The organism is Immundisolibacter sp. (assembly GCF_014359565.1).
Taxonomy (GTDB): Bacteria; Pseudomonadota; Gammaproteobacteria; order Immundisolibacterales; family Immundisolibacteraceae; genus Immundisolibacter.
Genome location: NZ_JACIZD010000008.1, coordinates 1 through 18,001, shown reverse-complemented (window position 1 = coordinate 18,001; position 18,001 = coordinate 1). Strand labels below are relative to the sequence as shown.

Genomic DNA, 18,001 nt, shown 5'->3' with positions numbered 1-18,001 from the left:
TCAGGGCAGGTTGACGGCCTGGCCGTCGCGCAGATCGTGCACGCCCGCCGTCACCACCCAGTCACCGGCGCCAAGGCCGCCGGCGATGGCCACCCGATCGCCCTGCACCGGGCCGAGCGTCACCGGGCGCAGCCGCACCGTTCCCTGGCCGTCGACCACCCACACCGCCGGCTGGCCGTCGTCGCGCTTGAGCACGGCCGTGGGCGGAATGGCCGGCAGCGCGACCGACCCGGCAAACGCGACGGTGGCGCTGCTGCCAAGGCCGGGCGGCGGGCCATCGCTAACCGGCAGCGTGGCGCGGACGCGGTAAGTGCGGCTGCCGTCGGCGGCCTGGGGCGCGATTTCCCGCACCTTGGCCGTGAGCGGATGATCCGGCTGCGTCCACAGCGTGACCTGGACGGTGTCCGGCAAGCCGGCGCGCTGGTGTTCGGGCAGGTCGAAGACCGCCTCGATCTGCCCGACTTGCGCAAGGCTGAAGGCCGGCTGGCCGGCGCCGACCACCTGGCCGGCCTCGATCATGCGCGCGGTGATCACGCCGGCGGCCGGCGCCGTCAGCGCGGCGTAGGCCAGATCCCGAGCGGCGAGGCCCAGCTGGGCGGTCAGGGCCTCGACCTGCGCCGCGGCCGCCTGGTCCCGGTAGGCGACGCGATCGAACTCGGCCTGGCTGACGAAGCCTTTGGGTCGTAGTTCGTTCGTCCGGCGCAGCGCACTCGCCGCATCCGCGCGCTCGGCCCGGCTGGCCGCCAGGCGGGCTGCCAGGTCGCGCTCGCGCAGGCGCAGATCGCTGCTGTCGATACGGGCCAGAACGGCGCCGACTGCGACCGTGTCGCCGACTTCGGCCAGTCGGGCGCTTACCCGGCCGCCGACCTGGAACGCCAACACCGTCTCGTGCCGGGCCTCGATGCGGGCCGCGTAGTGTTGCTGGCCCGTGCGGTCGCCGGCTGCCGGCACCTGCACGGCGCGCACCGGGCGCGGCGGGGGCAGGTCGGCTTGCTGCCGCGAACAGCCGGCGAGCGGCAGAGCGGCGGCCAACACACCGGCGCCAACAATCCGTCGAAGAGCCTTGATGAGATCCATGCTGACCGCGCGGTCCATTGCGAGGGGGCGGTAGGGTAGCACTGCGGATTGAACCGCCGAACGCCCCAGGCGTGGCCGCTGCGCCGGCACGGTACGCATGCGCCGGCGAGCAAAATAAACGTCATGAACGCCGGATGCGTACCTTGTACAGGCGGCTGCGCGCGCGTAAGGTGCCGGCCACCATGCGCTGTGAGGAGGGAGTCACTGTTGGATATCCGCTTTTTGCGTTCCTTTCTTGCCAATCCCCTGCGCATGGGGTCGGCATTTCCCAGCAGTCCGGCATTGGCCGGCCAGATCACCGACCCGATCAACTTTGCCCGCGCCCGGGTGATCGTGGAACTCGGACCGGGCACGGGTGCCTTCACGCGTCTTCTGGCACAGCGGGCTCACCCGGCGTGCCGATTACTGGCGCTGGAACTCGATCCCGAACTGGCGGCTTACGTGGCCACCCGCTACCCGCGCGTGGAGGTGATCAACGCCGCCGCGCAGCGCCTGCCCGAGGTGCTTGCCGAGCGCGGCATACCGCAGGTCGATGCGGTGGTCTGCGGGCTCCCGTTTGCCAATTTCAGCGCCGTGCACCAGGCCTCGGTCGTCAACGCCGTGCGCGCGGCACTGCGACCGGGCGGGGCCTTTGTGTCCTACAGCTTCGTGCATGCACAGGTGCTGCCGACCAGTCGTCGTTTCCGGCGCAGCCTGCAGGAGCTGTTCGGCCGTCTGGACATTCATCCGGTACTGCTGAACGCACCACCGGCGTTGGTCTACAGTTGTGTTGCGTGAGGCGCCGTTTGCTCGCGTCTGACGCGGCGGTTGTCAATCCGGCGTCGGCCTGGGCGATTCAAGGAAACGCTGAAGTATTCAGCAGTTCCCGCAGCGCAAGGACACGCTGTCAAAATCGGTGGCTGCAAGCCACTGATCTTGTGAGTCATCGGAAAATCAGGCTTGCTTGACGGACGGTCGCCCGCCCCGCAGTGGGGCGGGCGGGCGTTCTTCAGGTGCAGGTCTTGCGTGGCCAGAACCGCTCGCAGGCCGGTTCAAGGCGGAAAATTGGCGGAGAGGGTGGGATTCGAACCCACGTGGAGCTTACGCCCCCAACGGATTTCGAGTCCGCGCCGGTATGGCCACTTCGGTACCTCTCCGCAGGATGGCCGTGAGGCCTGAGGTTTGCCGTGGAGCGCGCCTAATATACCATCCGCCCCCCGTGCCGATGGCGGTTTTCGACACACCGAAACCGCGGCGCAGTCTGTCGAGGACTCAGCCCTGCGATATGGACTCCCCGAGTGGTGGGGTGCCAGTCTGGTGGCCGCCCTGCTGCTGATGCTTCTGTACTGGCCGGATCTGGCGCAGCGCTACCCGCAGCCGTCCCGGCTCGAGCGCGTGCAGCGATCCGGAACCCTGCGTGCCGCGGTGCCGGTCGATCCTGGCATCGATCACGCGGCCTTTCAGGACATGCACCACGCGCTGCTGCGCGAGTTCGCGAACCGGTTGGACGTGACCGTCAGCCTGATCGAGGCCGAATCGCAGGTCGCGCTACTGGACATGCTGGCACGGGACGAGGTGGATATCGCCGTCCCCGGACAGCCCTTGCCGGAGCCCTTGCCGGACCATTTGCGCGCGGCTCCGGCCTATGCCGACAGTCAAACGCACGTTGTGTGCAATGGCGCGGCACGTTTGCCGACGGACGTGGGGGCGGCTGCCGCGCTGCGGCAGATTCTCATCTCCGGCAGCGACGGCTATGTCTCGCGGCTGTACCGGGCCGGCGTTCGCCGGATCCGCCTCGCGCCGATCGCGCCCATGGGCACCGTGGCGTTGCTCGAGCGCGTGTCGGCCGGGGACATTCCCTGCACGCTGGCGCAGCGCGATGAAGCGCTGCGGGCACGGCAGCGCCTGCCGGCGCTGCGTCTGGGCGAGGCAGTTGGACCGCCGGGGCAGATTGCGTGGGTACTGCGTCACACCCGGGACGATTCGCTGGCGCGGCAGGTGGACCGGTTTTTCCTGAAGGCCCGCAAGAGTGGGCTGATCGCCCAACTGCGTGAACAGGAACGCGGCTTGCGCCGTCGCTTTGAGGTGGTCGACCTGGATGGCTTCCGGCTGGCCCTGGCAACCAAGCTGCCGCGCTACGAGGCCCAGTTCCGGCGCGCCGGAGCCGAGCACGGCATCGACTGGCGCCTGCTGGCGGCGCTCGCCTATCAGGAATCGCGCTGGAATCCGCGCGCCGAGTCGCCGCGCGGCGCAGGCGGTCTGATGATGCTCACGGCCACCACGGCCCGCGGCTTGGGCGAGGGAGATCGTTTCGATGCGCGGTATTCGATCGATAGCGGCGCCCGTTATCTGGCCCGTTTGCGAGCCGATCTTGGCCATTCGGTGCCGGAACCGGACCGTACCTGGCTGACGCTGGTCGCCTACAACCTGGGGCCGGGCGGTCTGGCCCGTGCGCGTCGGGCAGTGGAGGCGCAGGGTGGCAACCCGAACCGCTGGCCCGAGGTGCGCCGGGCCCTGCCCAAGGTCCAGCGCGGCGCGCGTGGCTGGGAGCCGGTCTACCACGTCGAAAGCGTGCGTCGGTACTTTGCCCTGCTCAGCGCCGACGGCGCGCCGGACGCCAAGACGCGCTTCGGCCTCAGCCGGCGCGACGGCCCTGCCGCAAGCGTCGGCGGCGATGCAGTGTCAGCACCGGGCCGGACACGGCGTAGCTCATGAACAGGCCCAGCAGCACCAGCGGCGGGTCGGTAGATATCACGGCAATGCCGATGGCAATCAGCACCGCGGCGAAAAACGGGATCCGCCCTCGCAGGTCGAAATCCTTGAAGCTGTAGTAGCGGAAATTGCTGACCATCAGGCCGCCACCACCAATGGCCACCAGCAGGGCCAGCGGCATGCCCGCCCAGGCCGGAAAGCCATAGGAATGGCCCGCCCACACGGCGCTGGTGACCAGCGCTGCGGCCGACGGACTGGGCAGACCCTGGAAGTATTTCTTGCCGTAGACCTGCGGCTGGGTGTTGAAGCGGGCCAGCCGCAGGGCCGCCGCCGCCGCGTAAAAGAACGCCAGCAGCCAGCCGATCTTGCCCAGGTGCTGCAGCGACCAGTCATACACCAGCAGGGCCGGCGCCACTCCGAAGGCGACCATGTCGGTCAGCGAATCGTACTCGGCGCCAAAGTCGGTTTCGGTGCCTGTCAGGCGCGCCACCCGGCCATCGAGTCCATCGGTGATGATGGACACGAACACCGCGATGCAGGCCGGGCCGAACTGGCCCCGTCCGGCGGCGACGATCGAATAGAAGCCGGCAAACAGACCCAGCGTGGTGAACAGGTTCGGCAGTATGTAGATGCCGCGCCGCCGCCGGCCGCCAGGCGTTTGCTCGCCGTCCATGCGCCGGCTCAGTTGCGCGAGCGGTCGACCACGCGGCTGGCCTTGATCCACGGCATCATGTCGCGCAGCTTGCCGCCGACCTGCTCGATCGGGTGCTCCTGGCCCAGGCGGCGCATGGCCTTGAGCATCGGGGCGCCGGAGCGGTTCTCGGCGATGAAGTCGCGTGCGAACTGGCCGGTCTGGATTTCCTTCAGGATGCGCCGCATCTCGGCCTTCGTCTCGTCGGTCACGATGCGCGGGCCGCGCGTGAAGTCGCCGTACTCGGCGGTGTTCGAGATCGAGTAACGCATGTTGGCAATGCCGCCCTCATACATGAGGTCGACGATCAGCTTGAGTTCATGCAGGCACTCGAAGTAGGCCATTTCGGGCGCGTAGCCGGCTTCCACCAGCGTCTCGAAACCGGCCATCACCAGCGCCGAGGTGCCGCCGCACAGCACCGCCTGTTCGCCGAACAGGTCGGTTTCGGTTTCCTCGCGGAAGTTGGTTTCGATCACCCCGGCGCGCCCGCCGCCGATGGCCGACGCATAGGCCAGGGCCGTGTTGCGCGCGCTGCCGGACACATCCTGATGCACGGCGATCAGGCACGGCACGCCGCCGCCCTGGGTGTAGGTGTTGCGCACCAGATGGCCGGGGCCCTTGGGCGCGATCATGAACACGTCAAGATCGGCCCGCGGATCGATCTGCCCGAAGTGAATGTTGAAGCCGTGGGCGAAGGCCAGCGCGCCGCCCTGCTTCAGGTTCGGTGCGATCACGTCCAGGTACAGCTGCGCCTGGTGTTCGTCCGGCACCAGCACCATCACTACATCGGCCTCGCGCACCGCCTGCTCGGGCGACAGCACGGTCAGCCCGGCGTTCTTGGCCTTGGCCACGGAAGTCGAGCCCTCGCGCAGGCCAACGCGCACGTCGACGCCCGATTCCTTCAGGTTCAGCGCGTGGGCATGGCCCTGCGAGCCGTAGCCCAGGATGGTGACCTTCTTGCCCTGGATGAGGGAAAGGTCGGCGTCCTTGTCGTAGAAGATATTCATGGTGCTTACCGCAGGATGGACAGAAAAATCAGGAACGCAGCGCCTTGGCGCCGCGCGAGATGGCCGAGGGCCCGCTGCGGACCAGCTCGATGATGCTGGCCGGGTCGAGGGCGGCGATGAAGGCGGACAGCTTGTCGCCCTTGCCGGTCACTTCCACCACGCAGCTGGCGCGATTGATGTCGACCACCCGGCCACGGAAGGCGTCGGTCAGGCGGGCGATCTCGTCGCGGGCGGCGGCGGTGGCGGCCTTGACCTTGACCAGCAGCAGCTCGCGCTCGATGTGCGCGCCTTCGGTGACGTCCATCAGCTTGACTACGTCCACCAGCTTGTTCAGCTGCTTGGTGATCTGCTCGACGATGGCATCGTCACCGCTGGTGGTCAGCGTCATGCGCGACAGGCTGGGGTCGTCGGTGGGCGCGACGCTGAGGGATTCGATGTTGTAGCCGCGGGCCGAGATCAGGCCGGCCACGCGCGACAGGGCGCCGGGCTCGTTTTCCAGCAGCAGGGACAGGATGTGCCGCATCAGGCCAGTTCCCGGTCACGCAGACCCTGCTGATAGGGCGACAGGCGCATCTCGTGCTGGCCCTTGCCGGCCTCGACCATCGGATAGACGTTTTCCGAGGCGTCGGTGATGAAGTCCATGAATACCAGCCGGTCCTTCAGGGCAAATGCCTCGCGCAGGGCGCCTTCCACGTCCGCCGGGCGCTCGATGCGCATGCCGACGTGGCCATAAGCCTCGGCCAGCTTCACGAAGTCGGGCAGGGCGTCCATATACGAGTGGGAGTAGCGCCCCTTGTACTGGAACTCCTGCCACTGGCGCACCATGCCCATATAGCGGTTGTTCAGGTTGACGACCTTGACCGGCAGCCCGTACTGCTTGGCCGTGGACAGCTCCTGGATGCACATCTGGATGCTGGCGTCGCCGGTCACGCACACCACGTCGGCGTCGGGGTAGGCGATTTTCACGCCCAGTGCCGCCGGCAGGCCAAAGCCCATGGTGCCCAGGCCGCCGGAATTGATCCAGCGATTGGGCTGATTGAAACCATAGAACTGCGCCGTCCACATCTGATGCTGGCCGACATCGGAGGTCACGTAGGCATTGCCGCCGGTGATGCGGTGCAGGGCTTCGAGCACCGCCTGCGGCTTGATCAGCTCGCCGGTCTTGTCGTAGGCCAGGCATTGCTGCGCACGCCAGGTCTCGATGCGCGCCCACCAGGCCTTCAGCGACTCGCCATCCGGCTGCTGGCCCAGGGCTTCGAGCTCCGCCAGCAGGTCTTCCAGCACCGACACCACGGTGCCGACGATGGGCACGTCGACCTTGACGTTCTTGGCGATCGAGGCCGGGTCGATGTCGACGTGGATGATGCGCGCGTAGGGACAGAAGCTCGACAGCTCGCCGGTGACCCGGTCATCGAAACGAGCGCCCACGGCCAGCAGCACGTCGCACTCGTGCATGGCCATGTTGGCCTCGATGGTGCCATGCATGCCGAGCATGCCCAGGAACTGCCGATCGTCGGCCGGGTAGGCACCCAGGCCCATCAGCGTGTTGGTGATCGGAAAGCCCAGCCGGCGCGTGAGCTGCGTCAGCTGCGCCGACCCCTTGCCCAGCACCACGCCGCCGCCGCTGTAGATCATCGGCCGCTTGGCCTTGACCAGTAACTGCGCTGCCTTGCGGATCTGCCCCGGATGGCCCTTCTGCACCGGGTTGTAGGAGCGCATCTCGACCTGCGCCGGATAGGCGTAACGCGCGCGATTGGCCGTCACGTCCTTGGGCACGTCGACCACCACCGGGCCGGGGCGGCCGGTGGTGGCGATATGGAAGGCCTTGCGCAGGGTCAGCGCCAGATCGGCCACGTCCTTGACCAGGAAGTTGTGCTTCACGCAGGGGCGGGTGATACCGACCGTGTCCGCTTCCTGGAAGGCATCGTTGCCGATCAGGTGGGTCGCCACCTGGCCGGTGATGACCACCATCGGGATCGAGTCCATATAGGCGGTGGCAATGCCGGTGACAGCATTGGTCGCGCCCGGGCCGGAGGTGACCAGCACCACGCCCGGCTCGCCGGTGGCGCGGGCATAGCCGTCGGCGGCATGGGTGGCTGCCTGCTCGTGCCGCACCAGGATGTGCTCGACCTCCTGCTGGCCGTAGAGCGCATCGTAGATGTGCAGCACGGCGCCGCCCGGGTAGCCGAATACATGGCGCACGCCCTGATCGCGCAGGAAACGGACGATGATTTCGGCGCCGGTGAGTTCCACCTGCCCTCCGCGGGGGTGTGCTGGATAAAAAGGTTTTACGGACGGCGAGCCCGCAAAAAAAGGTCGGCAAGGATAGCAGATTTGACCCTGCCGTCAGCGCCGCGGCGCTGCGTTGTTGGCTGCGCGAGGCCGCTGCTAGAATCGGGCTTCCGCGCTGCAGCACCGGGCGACCGAATGAGTCCTCGGCTGCGCGTTGCAGGCCCGGGCGCTACCCGCGTGCGGGGCGCAGTCCCCTGATCACCCGACACCAGGAATCACGATGGCCGACAGCGTCAAGGTCGAAATCGAAGGGCAGACATACGAATTCCCGGTCATGACCGGCTCCGAAGGGGAAAAGGCGATCGACATCAGCGATCTGCGCGCCCGGACCGGTTACATCACCATGGACCCGGCGTTCATGAACACCGGCGCCACCACCAGCGCCGTGACCTTCCTGGACGGCGAGCAGGGCATCCTGCGCTATCGCGGTATTCCGATCGAGCAACTGGCCGAGCAGTCATCGTTCACGGAAACCGCCTATCTGCTGATTTATGGCCACCTGCCGACGCGACAGGAACTGCTGGCCTTCCGCGCCCAGGTGAGCCGCCACTCGATGATCCACGAGGGCCTGAAGGAACTCATTGACCGCTTTCCGCCGGGTGCGCACCCGATGGCCATCCTGTCGTCGGCGGTGTGCGCCATGTCGGCCTACTACCCGGAGCTGGCCAAGATGGACCAGACACCGGAAGAGGTCGAGCTGTCCATCGTGCGCCTGATCGCCAAGATCACCACCATCGCCGCCTACGCCTACAAGCAATCCATCGGCCATCCGCTGCTGTACCCGGACAACAGCCTCGGTTACTGCGCCAACTTCCTGCGCATGATGTTCGGCGTGCCGTGCGAGCCCTACGTGGTCGATGACGACCTGGTCAAGGCGCTGAAAGTCCTGATGATCCTGCACGCCGACCACGAGCAGAACTGTTCCACGTCCACCGTGCGCCTGGTCGGTTCCTCGCGGGCCAACCTGTTTGCGGCCGTGTCGGCCGGCATCCTCGCGCTGTGGGGGCCGCTGCACGGTGGCGCCAACCAGGAAGTGCTGGAGATGCTGGAGGAAATCGCCCGCGACGGCGGCGATGTACAAAAGTTCGTCCTCAAGGCCAAGGATCCCAAGGATCCGTTCCGCCTGATGGGCTTCGGCCACCGCGTGTACAAGAACTACGATCCGCGCGCCACCATCATCAAGCGCACCGCCGACACGGTGCTGGCCAAGCTCGGCAAGCAGGACGAGCCGCTGCTGAAGATCGCCAAGGAGCTGGAGGAAGCGGCCCGCTCGGACAGCTATTTCGTCGACCGCAAGCTGTACCCGAACGTCGATTTCTACTCCGGCATCATCTACCACGCCATGGGCATCCCGACCAACATGTTCACCGTGATGTTCGCCATCGGCCGTCTGCCGGGCTGGATCGCCCAATGGAAGGAGATGCTGGAACAGAAGGCCAAGATCGGCCGCCCGCGCCAGATCTACGTCGGCCCGACCAAGACCGACTACGTGCCGATCGAAGCCCGCGGCTGAGCCGCCCGGGCTGGTGTCGGTCCGCGCGGCGGGCCGACCTACATCCTGATCCCGGCCGCTGGCCGGGTTTTCCGTATCCGAGGGGGAGCAGCGCTTGAGCGGCAGCATTCTTGATCGTCTGGACAGCGCGCGGGCGGCGGCGAAGCTCGGCGGCGGCGCGGATCGCATCGCCGCCCAGCATGCCAAGGGCAAGCTCACGGCCCGCGAGCGCATCGATCTGTTGCTGGATGCCGGTTCCTTTTGCGAGCTGGACACGCTAAAGCAGCACCGCTGCCAGGATTTCGGCATGGCCGACAAGCAGTTTCCGGGTGACGGCGTGGTCACCGGGTACGGCACCATCAACGGCCGCCTGAGTTTCGTGTTCTCGCAGGATTTCACGGTCTTCGGCGGCGCCTTGTCCGAGACCCACGCCGAGAAAATCTGCAAGGTCATGGACCGCGCGGTCGAGGTCGGGGCGCCGGTGATTGGCCTTAACGACTCCGGCGGCGCACGCATCCAGGAAGGCGTGGCCTCGCTCGGCGGGTACGCGGAAATCTTCTGGCGCAACGTGCAGGCCTCCGGCGTGGTGCCGCAGCTGTCGGTCATCATGGGTCCGTGCGCCGGCGGGGCGGTGTACTCGCCGGCCATGACCGACTTCATCTTCATGGTGAAGGACAGTTCCTACATGTTCGTGACCGGGCCCAACGTGGTCAAAACGGTCACCCACGAGGACGTGACCTCGGAAGACCTGGGCGGCGCCGTCACCCACACGGCCAAGTCCGGCGTGGCCGACCTGGCGCTCGAGAACGACATCGAGGCCATGGTCCAGACGCGGCGGCTGTTCGATTTCCTGCCGCTTAACAACCTGGAAACCCCGCCCAGCTACCCGTGCGACGACCCGGCCGACCGGGCCGAGCCGTCCCTGGACACGCTGGTGCCGGAGAACGCCACCCAGCCCTATGACATCAAGGAACTGATCCACAAGATCGTCGACCACCGCGATTTCTTCGAGATCCAGCCGGACTACGCCAAGAACATCGTCATCGGCTTTGCCCGCATGGAAGGCCGCACGGTCGGCATCGTCGCCAACAACCCCAAGGTACTGGCCGGCGTGCTGGACATCGACTCCTCGCGCAAGGCGGCGCGCTTCGTGCGCTTTTGCGACTGCTTCAACGTGCCGCTGGTCACCCTGGTCGACGTGCCGGGCTTCCTGCCGGGCACCACCCAGGAGCGCGGCGCCATCATCAAGCACGGCGCCAAGCTGCTGTATGCCTACGCCGAGGCCACCGTGCCCAAGCTCACCGTCATCACCCGCAAGGCCTACGGCGGCGCCTACGACGTGATGAGCAGCAAGCACATTCGCGGCGACATCAACTACGCCTGGCCGACCGCCGAGATCGCCGTCATGGGCCCCAAGGGCGCGGTCGAGGTCATGTACCGGCGTCAGATCGACCAGTCGGCGGACCCGGCTGCCGAGACCGCGCGCCTGGAGCAGGAATACCGCGAGCGCTTCGCGAACCCCTTCGTGGCGGCCGAACGCGGCTTCATCGACGACGTGATCACGCCCAGCCGCACCCGCGAGCACCTGTGCCGGGCGCTGCGCATGCTGGCCAACAAGAGCGTGCAGCGACCGTTCAAGAAGCACGGCAACATTCCGCTATAAGATTTTGAAATAAAATGCCGCTTTTCAAAAAAATCCTCATCGCCAACCGTGGCGAAATCGCCTGCCGGGTGATTCGCTCCTGCCAGCGCCTGGGCATTGCCACGGTCGCCATCTACTCCGAAGCCGACAGGAACGCCCTGCACGTGCGCATGGCGGACGAGGCCTGGCCGGTCGGCCCGGCACCCAGCGCGCATTCCTACCTGGACATCGATCGCATCCTGGAAGTGATATCCGCAGCCGGGGCACAGGCCGTGCACCCGGGCTACGGCTTCCTGTCCGAGAACGCCGAATTCGCCCGCCGGCTGGAAGAGGCGGGCGTGGTATTCATCGGGCCGCCGCAGGGCGCCGTGCGCGCGATGGGCGACAAGATCGAGTCCAAGAAACTGGCCGTCGAGGCCGGCGTCAACACCGTGCCCGGCTACGTCGGCATCATCGACACACCCGACGAGGCGGTGCGCATCGCCGAGGACATCGGCTTCCCGGTCATGATCAAGGCCACCGCCGGTGGCGGCGGCAAGGGCATGCGGGTGGTGAACCGGCGCGAGGAAATGGCCGAGGGCTTTCGCGCCGCCGCCTCCGAGGCGCGTTCCAGCTTCGGCGACGACCGGGTGTTCATCGAAAAATACATCACCCGCCCGCGACACATCGAAATCCAGGTGCTCGGCGACCGGCAGGGCAACATCGTGTACCTGGGCGAGCGCGAGTGCTCCATCCAGCGTCGACACCAGAAGGTGATCGAGGAAGCGCCGAGCCTGTTCCTGACGCCGCAGGTCCGCCAGGCCATGGGCGAGCAGGCGGTGGCCCTGGCGCGTGCCGTCGGCTATCACTCGGCCGGCACGGTGGAGTTCATCGTCGATCAGGAGCGCAATTTCTATTTTCTGGAGATGAACACCCGCCTGCAGGTGGAGCATCCGGTGACCGAGCTGGTGACCGGCGTCGATCTGGTCGAGCAGATGATCCGCATAGCTGCCGGCGAGCCCCTGGCGCTGCGCCAGCAAGACGTGACGCTGACCGGCTGGGCCATCGAGGCGCGCGTGTATGCCGAGGACGCGCGGCGCGGCTTTCTACCCTCGATCGGCCGCCTCACCGATTATCAGGAACCGGCCGGCCCCGGCATTCGCGTCGATTCGGGCACGTACGAGGGCGGCGAGATTTCGATGTACTACGATCCGATGATCGCCAAGCTGATTGCCTACGGCGAGGATCGCGCCCAGGCCACGGCGCGGCTGGTGGATGCGCTCGACAGCTACGACATCCGCGGCGTGACCACGAATCTGGATTTCCTGGGCAGCCTGCTGAGCCACCCGCGGTTCGCGACGGGCGACATTTCCACCAACTTCATTGCCGAGGAGTACCCGGACGGCTACGACGAGCCGACGGTCAACGAGCAGGAGCGCGAGCTGTTCGCGGTGATCGCCGCCTACGTGCGGGCCCAGCAGGAACTGCGCGCCCGCCACGTGCACGCCGGCGATGCCGACAGTCCGTGGAAGCTGCTCAAGCGCGCCGGGCAGGGGAGCTGAGCCATGGCCGGTCAGGACAAGACGTTCTATGTCGCCATCCAGGGCGAATCAGTGCGCCTGGACGTGGGCGAGGTCAGCGACACCGGCGCCCAGTTCCGCATCGGCGAGCACACGCACGCCGTGCACGGCCGATACCGGCCCGGGCAGGCGTTGCAGGAACTGACCATCGACGGCTACCCGGTGCGCTTTCGCGTCGACCAGTCCGGGGGGCGGCTGACCATCACGCGCCGCGGCAAGCAGGTCAGCACTCGGGCAATGACCGCCCTGGAGCACGACCTGTACGCGTTGATGCCGGTAAAGCAGGCTGCCGACACCTCGAACCTCGTCCTGTCGCCCATGCCGGGCAAGGTCATCGCCGTGTACGTGGAGGCCGGTCAGGCGGTCAAGGCCGGCGAGGCGCTGTGCGTCATCGAGGCCATGAAGATGGAAAACGTGCTGTTCGCCGAACGCGACGGCACGGTGGTCAAGCTCGACATCAGCGCCGGCCAGACCGTGGACGCCGACCAGCTGCTGATCGAGTTCGACCGGCCGGGCGCAGATCGGCCGAAGCCCGGAGCAAACCCATGATCGGCCGCCTGAACCACATCGCCATCGCCACGCCGGACCTGCAGGCCGCCGCGCAGCGCTATCGCGACTCCCTGGCCTCGCCGGCGCAGGTGTCGGCGCCGCTGGCGCTGCCGGAACATGGCGTCACGACGGTGTTCGTGGATACCGGCAACACCAAGCTCGAACTGCTGGAGCCGCTCGGCGAGCAGTCACCCATCGCCAAATTTCTGGAAAAGAACCCCGACGGCGGCCTGCACCACCTGTGCTTTGAGGTGCCGGACCTGGCCGCCGCCATCGCCACCGTCAAGGCGGCCGGCATCCGCGTGCTGGGCGAGCCGCGCATCGGCGCCCACGGCCTGCCGGTCGTGTTCCTGCACCCGAAGGATTGCGGCGGCGTTTTGATGGAGCTGGAGCAAACCTCGGCCATAGCCGGCTGAACGGCCCGGCCGCGGCCGGCTGCGCAGGCGGGCTCAGCCGAGCAGGCGCCGAAAGCGCGCCACCGAAAAGCCGAACATCAGCCCGCCGAGCACCGGTGCATACAGCGGAATGCGGCGGTTGTTATTGCGCCGCCACCTTGAGCGGACTCAGCCTGACCGACACGCGCTCGGCGTCGGTGCTGATCCACACCTCGTCGTCCTGCACCAGGCATTGCAGGCGCATGGTGCGCTGCGCCAGCGCGGCCAGGGCCTGGCTGTCGGCCACCGGCAGTTGCAGCACGCTCAGATTGGTCAGGCGCGTCAGCTTGCTCTGGATCTGCTTCCACCACAGCTCGCAACTGCTGCTGTGGCACAGGACGATCACTTGCCCGGCCCGACCGCAGGCCTTGCGCAGGCGGGCTTCATCCGGCCGGCCGATGTCGATCCACAGCGTGATCTGGCCGGTCAGGTCCTTGACCCAGATTTCCGGTTCGTCGGTCTCGGACAAGCCGCGGGTGAAGGCGATGCCCTCCTGCGCGTTCAGGGCGTACATCAGCACGCGCGCCATCATGCGTTCGTCGGTTTCGGACGGATGCTGCGCCAGCGTCAGGTTGTGCTCGGCGTAGTAATTCCGGTCCATGTTGGCGATTTGCAGGTCGACTTTGTAGATGGTGGCTTTGAGGGCCATTTGTTCATGTCCGTGAATGCTGGGGCGCGGCGGATTTTCCGAGCGCGCTGCGCGTATTGTGCCTGCCACCTGCGTGGGGTACGCCGACGATATCGAAGGTATCCGCGATCGGTCCACGCTTCCGGCTGCAAGTGACGTTGCCCCAGCCAGGATGCCCGGTTTTCGAAGTTCACGCAGGACGGGTTGGGCGAAGCCATAACCGGTCGGATCGCGATCGCAACCTTTGCCCTGTTTATTCCGCTCGGCTCAAACGCAATACGGCGCAATTCGCTGCGCTTATTGCGCGCTACGCGGGCCAAAATTGGAACGGCGGTTCCCTGACCTACGAAACCGACCATGCCGCGCCCTGCCGTTCTGCTCTCAGCCTGTGTTTTCCTCGGCCCGAGCCTGGCCGTTCCCAAGTACGCCGAAAGTCTGCGCACCGATGATGCCCGTGCAGCGCCGCTTGGCGCTGCGCTGACTGCAGTCAAATGTCCGGCCGCCGCGCCCGGTTAGTCTCGCGCATCATTGCTGTCACGCATCCGCCGTGGCCGGCAGCGATCCTCGGAGAGTCCTCGTGAAACGTCTGACCCGCTTCCTTGCGTGCCTCTCGCTGCTGGCCGTGTCGAGCGGTCCCGCACTGGCAGACCGCAACCATGGCGACTACCCGGGCTACCGTGAGCGACCCTACGACAAGCACCGCCATTACGGGCACGATCAGCACCAAGGCCAACGCTACACCTACCGCGGGCACTGGCGCTCGTGGAACGAGTGGGACCGGTACTACCGCGCGCATCCGCACCTGCACAGACACGGCCACTACTACCACGACGATGCCCATCTGATGTTCCGCTACTGCGACCCTGACGGCGGCGGCTGCTTCTTTTTCTCGATCGGGCACTAGGCGCCTCAGTTCCCACGCCGGCGCAGGTGCCCGAATGACCGGCGTCGGGACCGAGCGTGTGCCCGGTCCCGGACGATGAGTTACGGCCTGGCGGCCTTCACCCATCTACGGGGGGGCTCAAGAATCCCGGATTTCGCTGCGCTGCATCCAGGCTACGCTTGCTGCGCTGCATCCGGGCTACGTTTACTCAGGCCGCGGCCCGTCAGGGCCGTCGTGCCTGTCGCGAATGATCATGCGGCGTCGAGATTGAGACGCTGCACACCAGACAGCTTGACCGTTTTCCTGGCTACCCAAAGGTCATAAGCATCCTGCATGGCAAGCCAGCTCTCAGGGGAGCGGCCGAGCACCTTCGACAGACGCAGCGCCATTTCCGGGCTAACGCCACTCTGCTGCTTCAATATCCGATTAAGGGTGGAAGCAGCCACATCAAGGTGTTCGGCAAGGGACCGGCAGCTGACCCCAAAAGGCTCCATGTACGTCGCCAGGATGAACTCGCCGGGATGGGGAGGATTGTGCATTGCCATTAGTGGTAGTCCTCGTAATTGACGATATAGACATTGCCGTCCGTGAAGTCGAACGTGACGCGCCAGTTCCCGTTGACCGTAATTGACCAAAGCCCCTTGTGATCGCCTTTCAACGGGTGCAGGCGGTAGCCGGGGATGTTCATGTCTTCTATGACTGTGGCGGTATCCAAAGCGGCCAGCTGCATACGCAGTTTGTTGGCATGTGCCGCCTGAATACCGCGAGTAGAGCCGGAGTTAAAAAACTCCTCCAGCCCCTTATGCTTGAATGACTTGATCACGCCGCCCAGTGTAGCGCGTAGCGCAACGCGGTCAAGGTCGGAGTAGCCGCATCCGGCCGAAGGTCGGCCATGCCCGGCTGCGCAAGGCTCTGTACATACCGGCCATGGTGGCCACCATGCGCACGGCCTGGGGCCGAGCGCTCAAGCAGCGTCTGGCCATCGCCGGCAAGCCGCCGCTGCTGATCCTGGGCGCCATGATGCGAAAGCTGCTGTGTATGGCCTATGGTGTGCTCAAGTCCGGGCGGCCGTTTGATCCCAGCTTGCATTTGGTGACCGGATAACAGTATCTACCAGGCCCTAAAGAATCCCGGATTTCGCTGCGCTGCATCCAGGCTACGCTTGCTGGAAAGCATGGTTATGCATCATTTTGCGCGACCAGTATCTTCATTGCTTCACTCGTTCCGCTAGCCGTGTGATTGCAAGCAGTGACAGCAAAAGCGTACTCCCTATCGCGCCTATGATGGGCGTGCAGCACTGGACTAAGTAGCGCCCTTACCTCCAATGACGCGCGTGGCTCTAGGCGCCAGGGCAGTGCCTCCCCATCTTTCATAATGGGCTCTGGTACTAGTAGATACGACTCGCTAGTGCCACGCCCGAATCCGACTGTAGCTATGACAACAGGAAATTTACTTCTGTTGATGATCTCAATGGCCACCAAGTCTAGAAGTTTTCCGCCATCGATTCTGTGAGGTGACGTGAATTGAATTTCTCTTCCTCTCTGATCAATTCTGGAAAGAATGACAGCCTTTGGAATTACCTCTAGCTTTACTTTCTCGTCTTGTCGAGCCTTCCAGAAGTTGAAAATTCCAAGACCCATGCCAATAAGCGCGGAGACGCCAACTACGACATCTTTGGTCGCTGACCAAGACTCCACAGCGATATCAATGTTCATAATGCATGCTGGCGCGCAAGTTGCGGGCGACCTTTGCGATATAGAGCTGAACAGCGACGTGGCCTGGGACGGTAAACGGCCCAAGCAGTGCGCCCTCTGCGTGTCGGATCCCTGTGTTGTGTGAGATGCGCTGCAGGAACCGATTCAGGTCACTCGCGTTCCGCTTGTGGTTCTCGTCGTCTGTCTTCGATGTCTTGAACTCGTGGATCAGGAGGAGCACACGTCGCAAGCCCTTGCGCTCTGCTTCACTTAGAGCGCCAGCAGTTGCAGTGAGGAGTTGGTACCGCAGAGCTCCAACCTCAGGGTCACCGCTGGCCCGTGCACCGAGAATGGTGGTCGCGAGGTGTTCGACCCGAGCGAGCCCGTTGGACCTTGGATTGAGCAGCTTCCGTTCAAGGGCCGCGGCCAATGTTTCCGCGACCGTTGAAGCGAACGGTTCATCTGCTTTTGCTTCGACTGCCAACAGGTATGGCCCGTGGCGATCCTTGGCGTAAACAGCCAAATCTGTGTTCCTGGTTTCTCCAGGAAGGCTGTCGAAGCGCAGCTTGGCTTCCGGTTCGGCCTCCCATTCAAAGACGGATCCGAAGTCGGCGTGACCTTCCAAGGCGGCAAGTACCTCTTGGGGGAGCCGGAGACCGCCATCCTCTGTCCAAGCGCGCGCGACCTCCATAGCGCTCCTACCTTGGACCCACTGACCTTTACTCTTCGGTGGAGCGAGCAGCTCCCAGTCTTCAAGTGACCTGATGGGTCTGCGGTCCTTGTGAATTGGCACGGTTACTCCCTGTGAGGCCTAAGGAAACGCTGATCAATCCCTCGCCGCCGAAAGCATGACCAAGGAAAGGCAGTCACGGCTAAAAAATGGGTGTCCGGCGGGTCGCGGGTGGCAGTTTTGGGGGTATTGGGCCGATGTTTGGCACCTGAACCGGTCCTCAGGACACACGCAGGGCGTCACGCGCCCGCAAACGCCAGCCGGCCAGCACCAAGTTGGCCAGGCCGAACAGCGTGAACAAGTGCGCCTGGTTCTTGGCCAGCCCCCGGTAACGCGCCTTGCGGTGCTTGAACAGGTTCTTGACGATGTGAAACGGATGCTCGACCTTCGCCCGCAAACTCGCCTTGACCTGTTCGATCCTTTCCTGCAGCCGGCCCAGCGCGTCGTCGGGCAGGGCCTGGCGCACGCCCGGGCGCAGCGCCACGTGCCAGGTGACCGGTGCGTCCTGATTCTCGGGACGCTTGGCCACGCCCTGGTAGCCGGCATCACCCAGCGCGACCGTTTCCTGCCCGTGCAGCAGGCCGTGTGCCTGGGTCACGTCGTTGACGTTGGCCGGCGTGGTCAGCACCGTG

17 protein-coding genes, 1 tRNA gene and 2 pseudogenes are annotated in these 18,001 nt (G+C 65.6%); 8 read left to right on the top strand and 12 right to left on the bottom strand.

Translation table 11 applies throughout. The features are described 5' to 3' along the window. Positions 1 to 1,077, bottom strand: coding sequence for an efflux RND transporter periplasmic adaptor subunit (locus tag H5U26_RS10200; protein WP_290619285.1), 1,077 nt, complete (start codon positions 1,075 to 1,077; stop codon positions 1 to 3). Between the two features lie 222 nt (positions 1,078 to 1,299). Here H5U26_RS10200 and H5U26_RS10195 point away from each other — a divergent pair, with 222 nt between their 5' ends. Continuing rightward, positions 1,300 to 1,854 (top strand): methyltransferase domain-containing protein, encoded by a 555-nt coding sequence (locus H5U26_RS10195; RefSeq protein WP_290619283.1) that lies wholly within the window; start codon positions 1,300 to 1,302, stop codon positions 1,852 to 1,854. A gap of 268 nt (positions 1,855 to 2,122) precedes the next feature. Here H5U26_RS10195 and H5U26_RS10190 read toward each other — a convergent pair. Then, positions 2,123 to 2,213: transfer RNA gene (locus H5U26_RS10190), tRNA-Ser, on the bottom strand. Positions 2,214 to 2,373: 160 nt separating this feature from the next. On the opposite strand from H5U26_RS10190, the gene H5U26_RS10185 reads away from it, so the two are divergent. Continuing rightward, on the top strand, positions 2,374 to 3,771 hold the full coding sequence (locus H5U26_RS10185; RefSeq protein WP_290619281.1) for a transglycosylase SLT domain-containing protein: 1,398 nt from the start codon (positions 2,374 to 2,376) through the stop codon (positions 3,769 to 3,771). On the opposite strand, the gene pssA is transcribed toward H5U26_RS10185, so the two are convergent. Genes pssA through H5U26_RS10165 form a run of 4 tightly spaced genes read right to left on the bottom strand, consistent with a single transcriptional unit; the run spans position 3,692 to position 7,719 of the window. Then, positions 3,692 to 4,441, bottom strand: coding sequence for a CDP-diacylglycerol--serine O-phosphatidyltransferase (pssA, locus tag H5U26_RS10180; RefSeq protein WP_290619279.1), 750 nt, complete (start codon positions 4,439 to 4,441; stop codon positions 3,692 to 3,694). The two genes, H5U26_RS10185 and pssA, sit on opposite strands and share 80 nt — an antisense overlap. 8 nt (positions 4,442 to 4,449) lie before the next feature. Further along, positions 4,450 to 5,466 (bottom strand): ketol-acid reductoisomerase, encoded by a 1,017-nt coding sequence (gene ilvC / locus H5U26_RS10175; RefSeq protein ID WP_290619277.1) that lies wholly within the window; start codon positions 5,464 to 5,466, stop codon positions 4,450 to 4,452. 28 nt (positions 5,467 to 5,494) lie between these two features. Next, positions 5,495 to 5,989 (bottom strand): acetolactate synthase small subunit, encoded by a 495-nt coding sequence (gene ilvN / locus H5U26_RS10170; protein ID WP_290619275.1) that lies wholly within the window; start codon positions 5,987 to 5,989, stop codon positions 5,495 to 5,497. Then, positions 5,989 to 7,719: an acetolactate synthase 3 large subunit gene (locus tag H5U26_RS10165; protein ID WP_290619273.1), complete on the bottom strand. Its 1,731-nt coding sequence runs from the start codon at positions 7,717 to 7,719 to the stop codon at positions 5,989 to 5,991. Before H5U26_RS10165 ends, ilvN begins: the two co-directional genes overlap by 1 nt. Before the next feature lie 259 nt (positions 7,720 to 7,978). On the opposite strand from H5U26_RS10165, the gene H5U26_RS10160 reads away from it, so the two are divergent. The 4 genes and pseudogenes from H5U26_RS10160 (at position 7,979) to mce (ending at position 13,416) form a co-directional block, all read left to right on the top strand. After that, entirely contained in the window at positions 7,979 to 9,271 is a 1,293-nt protein-coding gene (locus tag H5U26_RS10160; protein ID WP_290619271.1) for a citrate synthase, read from the top strand. Between the two features lie 94 nt (positions 9,272 to 9,365). Further along, complete coding sequence (locus tag H5U26_RS10155; RefSeq protein ID WP_290619269.1) at positions 9,366 to 10,913, top strand: acyl-CoA carboxylase subunit beta; 1,548 nt, start codon at positions 9,366 to 9,368, stop codon at positions 10,911 to 10,913. Between the two features lie 14 nt (positions 10,914 to 10,927). Beyond that, positions 10,928 to 13,000 (top strand): annotated as a pseudogene (locus tag H5U26_RS10150) (acetyl/propionyl/methylcrotonyl-CoA carboxylase subunit alpha). Then, complete coding sequence (mce, locus tag H5U26_RS10140; protein WP_290619263.1) at positions 12,997 to 13,416, top strand: methylmalonyl-CoA epimerase; 420 nt, start codon at positions 12,997 to 12,999, stop codon at positions 13,414 to 13,416. Before H5U26_RS10150 ends, mce begins: the two are co-directional and overlap by 4 nt. Before the next feature lie 121 nt (positions 13,417 to 13,537). Here mce and H5U26_RS10135 read toward each other — a convergent pair whose 3' ends face one another. Next, positions 13,538 to 14,083 carry a YaeQ family protein gene (locus H5U26_RS10135; RefSeq protein WP_290619261.1) on the bottom strand — a complete coding sequence of 182 codons (546 nt, stop codon included), beginning with the start codon at positions 14,081 to 14,083 and terminating at the stop codon, positions 13,538 to 13,540. Between the two features lie 556 nt (positions 14,084 to 14,639). On the opposite strand from H5U26_RS10135, the gene H5U26_RS10130 reads away from it, so the two are divergent. Continuing rightward, positions 14,640 to 14,966 carry a hypothetical protein gene (locus tag H5U26_RS10130; protein WP_290619259.1) on the top strand — a complete coding sequence of 109 codons (327 nt, stop codon included), beginning with the start codon at positions 14,640 to 14,642 and terminating at the stop codon, positions 14,964 to 14,966. 230 nt (positions 14,967 to 15,196) lie between these two features. Here the strand turns inward: H5U26_RS10130 and H5U26_RS10125 are convergent, their stop codons facing one another. Continuing rightward, positions 15,197 to 15,490, bottom strand: coding sequence for a HigA family addiction module antitoxin (locus tag H5U26_RS10125; protein ID WP_068802370.1), 294 nt, complete (start codon positions 15,488 to 15,490; stop codon positions 15,197 to 15,199). Continuing rightward, positions 15,490 to 15,768: a type II toxin-antitoxin system RelE/ParE family toxin gene (locus tag H5U26_RS10120; protein WP_290619253.1), complete on the bottom strand. Its 279-nt coding sequence runs from the start codon at positions 15,766 to 15,768 to the stop codon at positions 15,490 to 15,492. Before H5U26_RS10120 ends, H5U26_RS10125 begins: the two co-directional genes overlap by 1 nt. 38 nt (positions 15,769 to 15,806) lie before the next feature. On the opposite strand from H5U26_RS10120, the pseudogene H5U26_RS10115 reads away from it, so the two are divergent. Continuing rightward, positions 15,807 to 16,049 (top strand): annotated as a pseudogene (locus H5U26_RS10115) (IS110 family transposase); the annotation flags it as partial. A 74-nt stretch (positions 16,050 to 16,123) separates the two neighbouring features. Here H5U26_RS10115 and H5U26_RS10110 read toward each other — a convergent pair. The 3 genes from H5U26_RS10110 to H5U26_RS10100 form a co-directional block, all read right to left on the bottom strand. Continuing rightward, positions 16,124 to 16,660 (bottom strand): hypothetical protein, encoded by a 537-nt coding sequence (locus H5U26_RS10110; RefSeq protein WP_290619252.1) that lies wholly within the window; start codon positions 16,658 to 16,660, stop codon positions 16,124 to 16,126. Next, positions 16,650 to 17,330 (bottom strand): hypothetical protein, encoded by a 681-nt coding sequence (locus H5U26_RS10105; protein WP_290619250.1) that lies wholly within the window; start codon positions 17,328 to 17,330, stop codon positions 16,650 to 16,652. The genes H5U26_RS10110 and H5U26_RS10105 overlap by 11 nt, the downstream gene beginning before the upstream one ends. 259 nt (positions 17,331 to 17,589) lie before the next feature. After that, a partial coding sequence (locus H5U26_RS10100) for a transposase (protein WP_290619248.1) occupies positions 17,590 to 18,001 on the bottom strand: 412 nt, incomplete at its 5' end.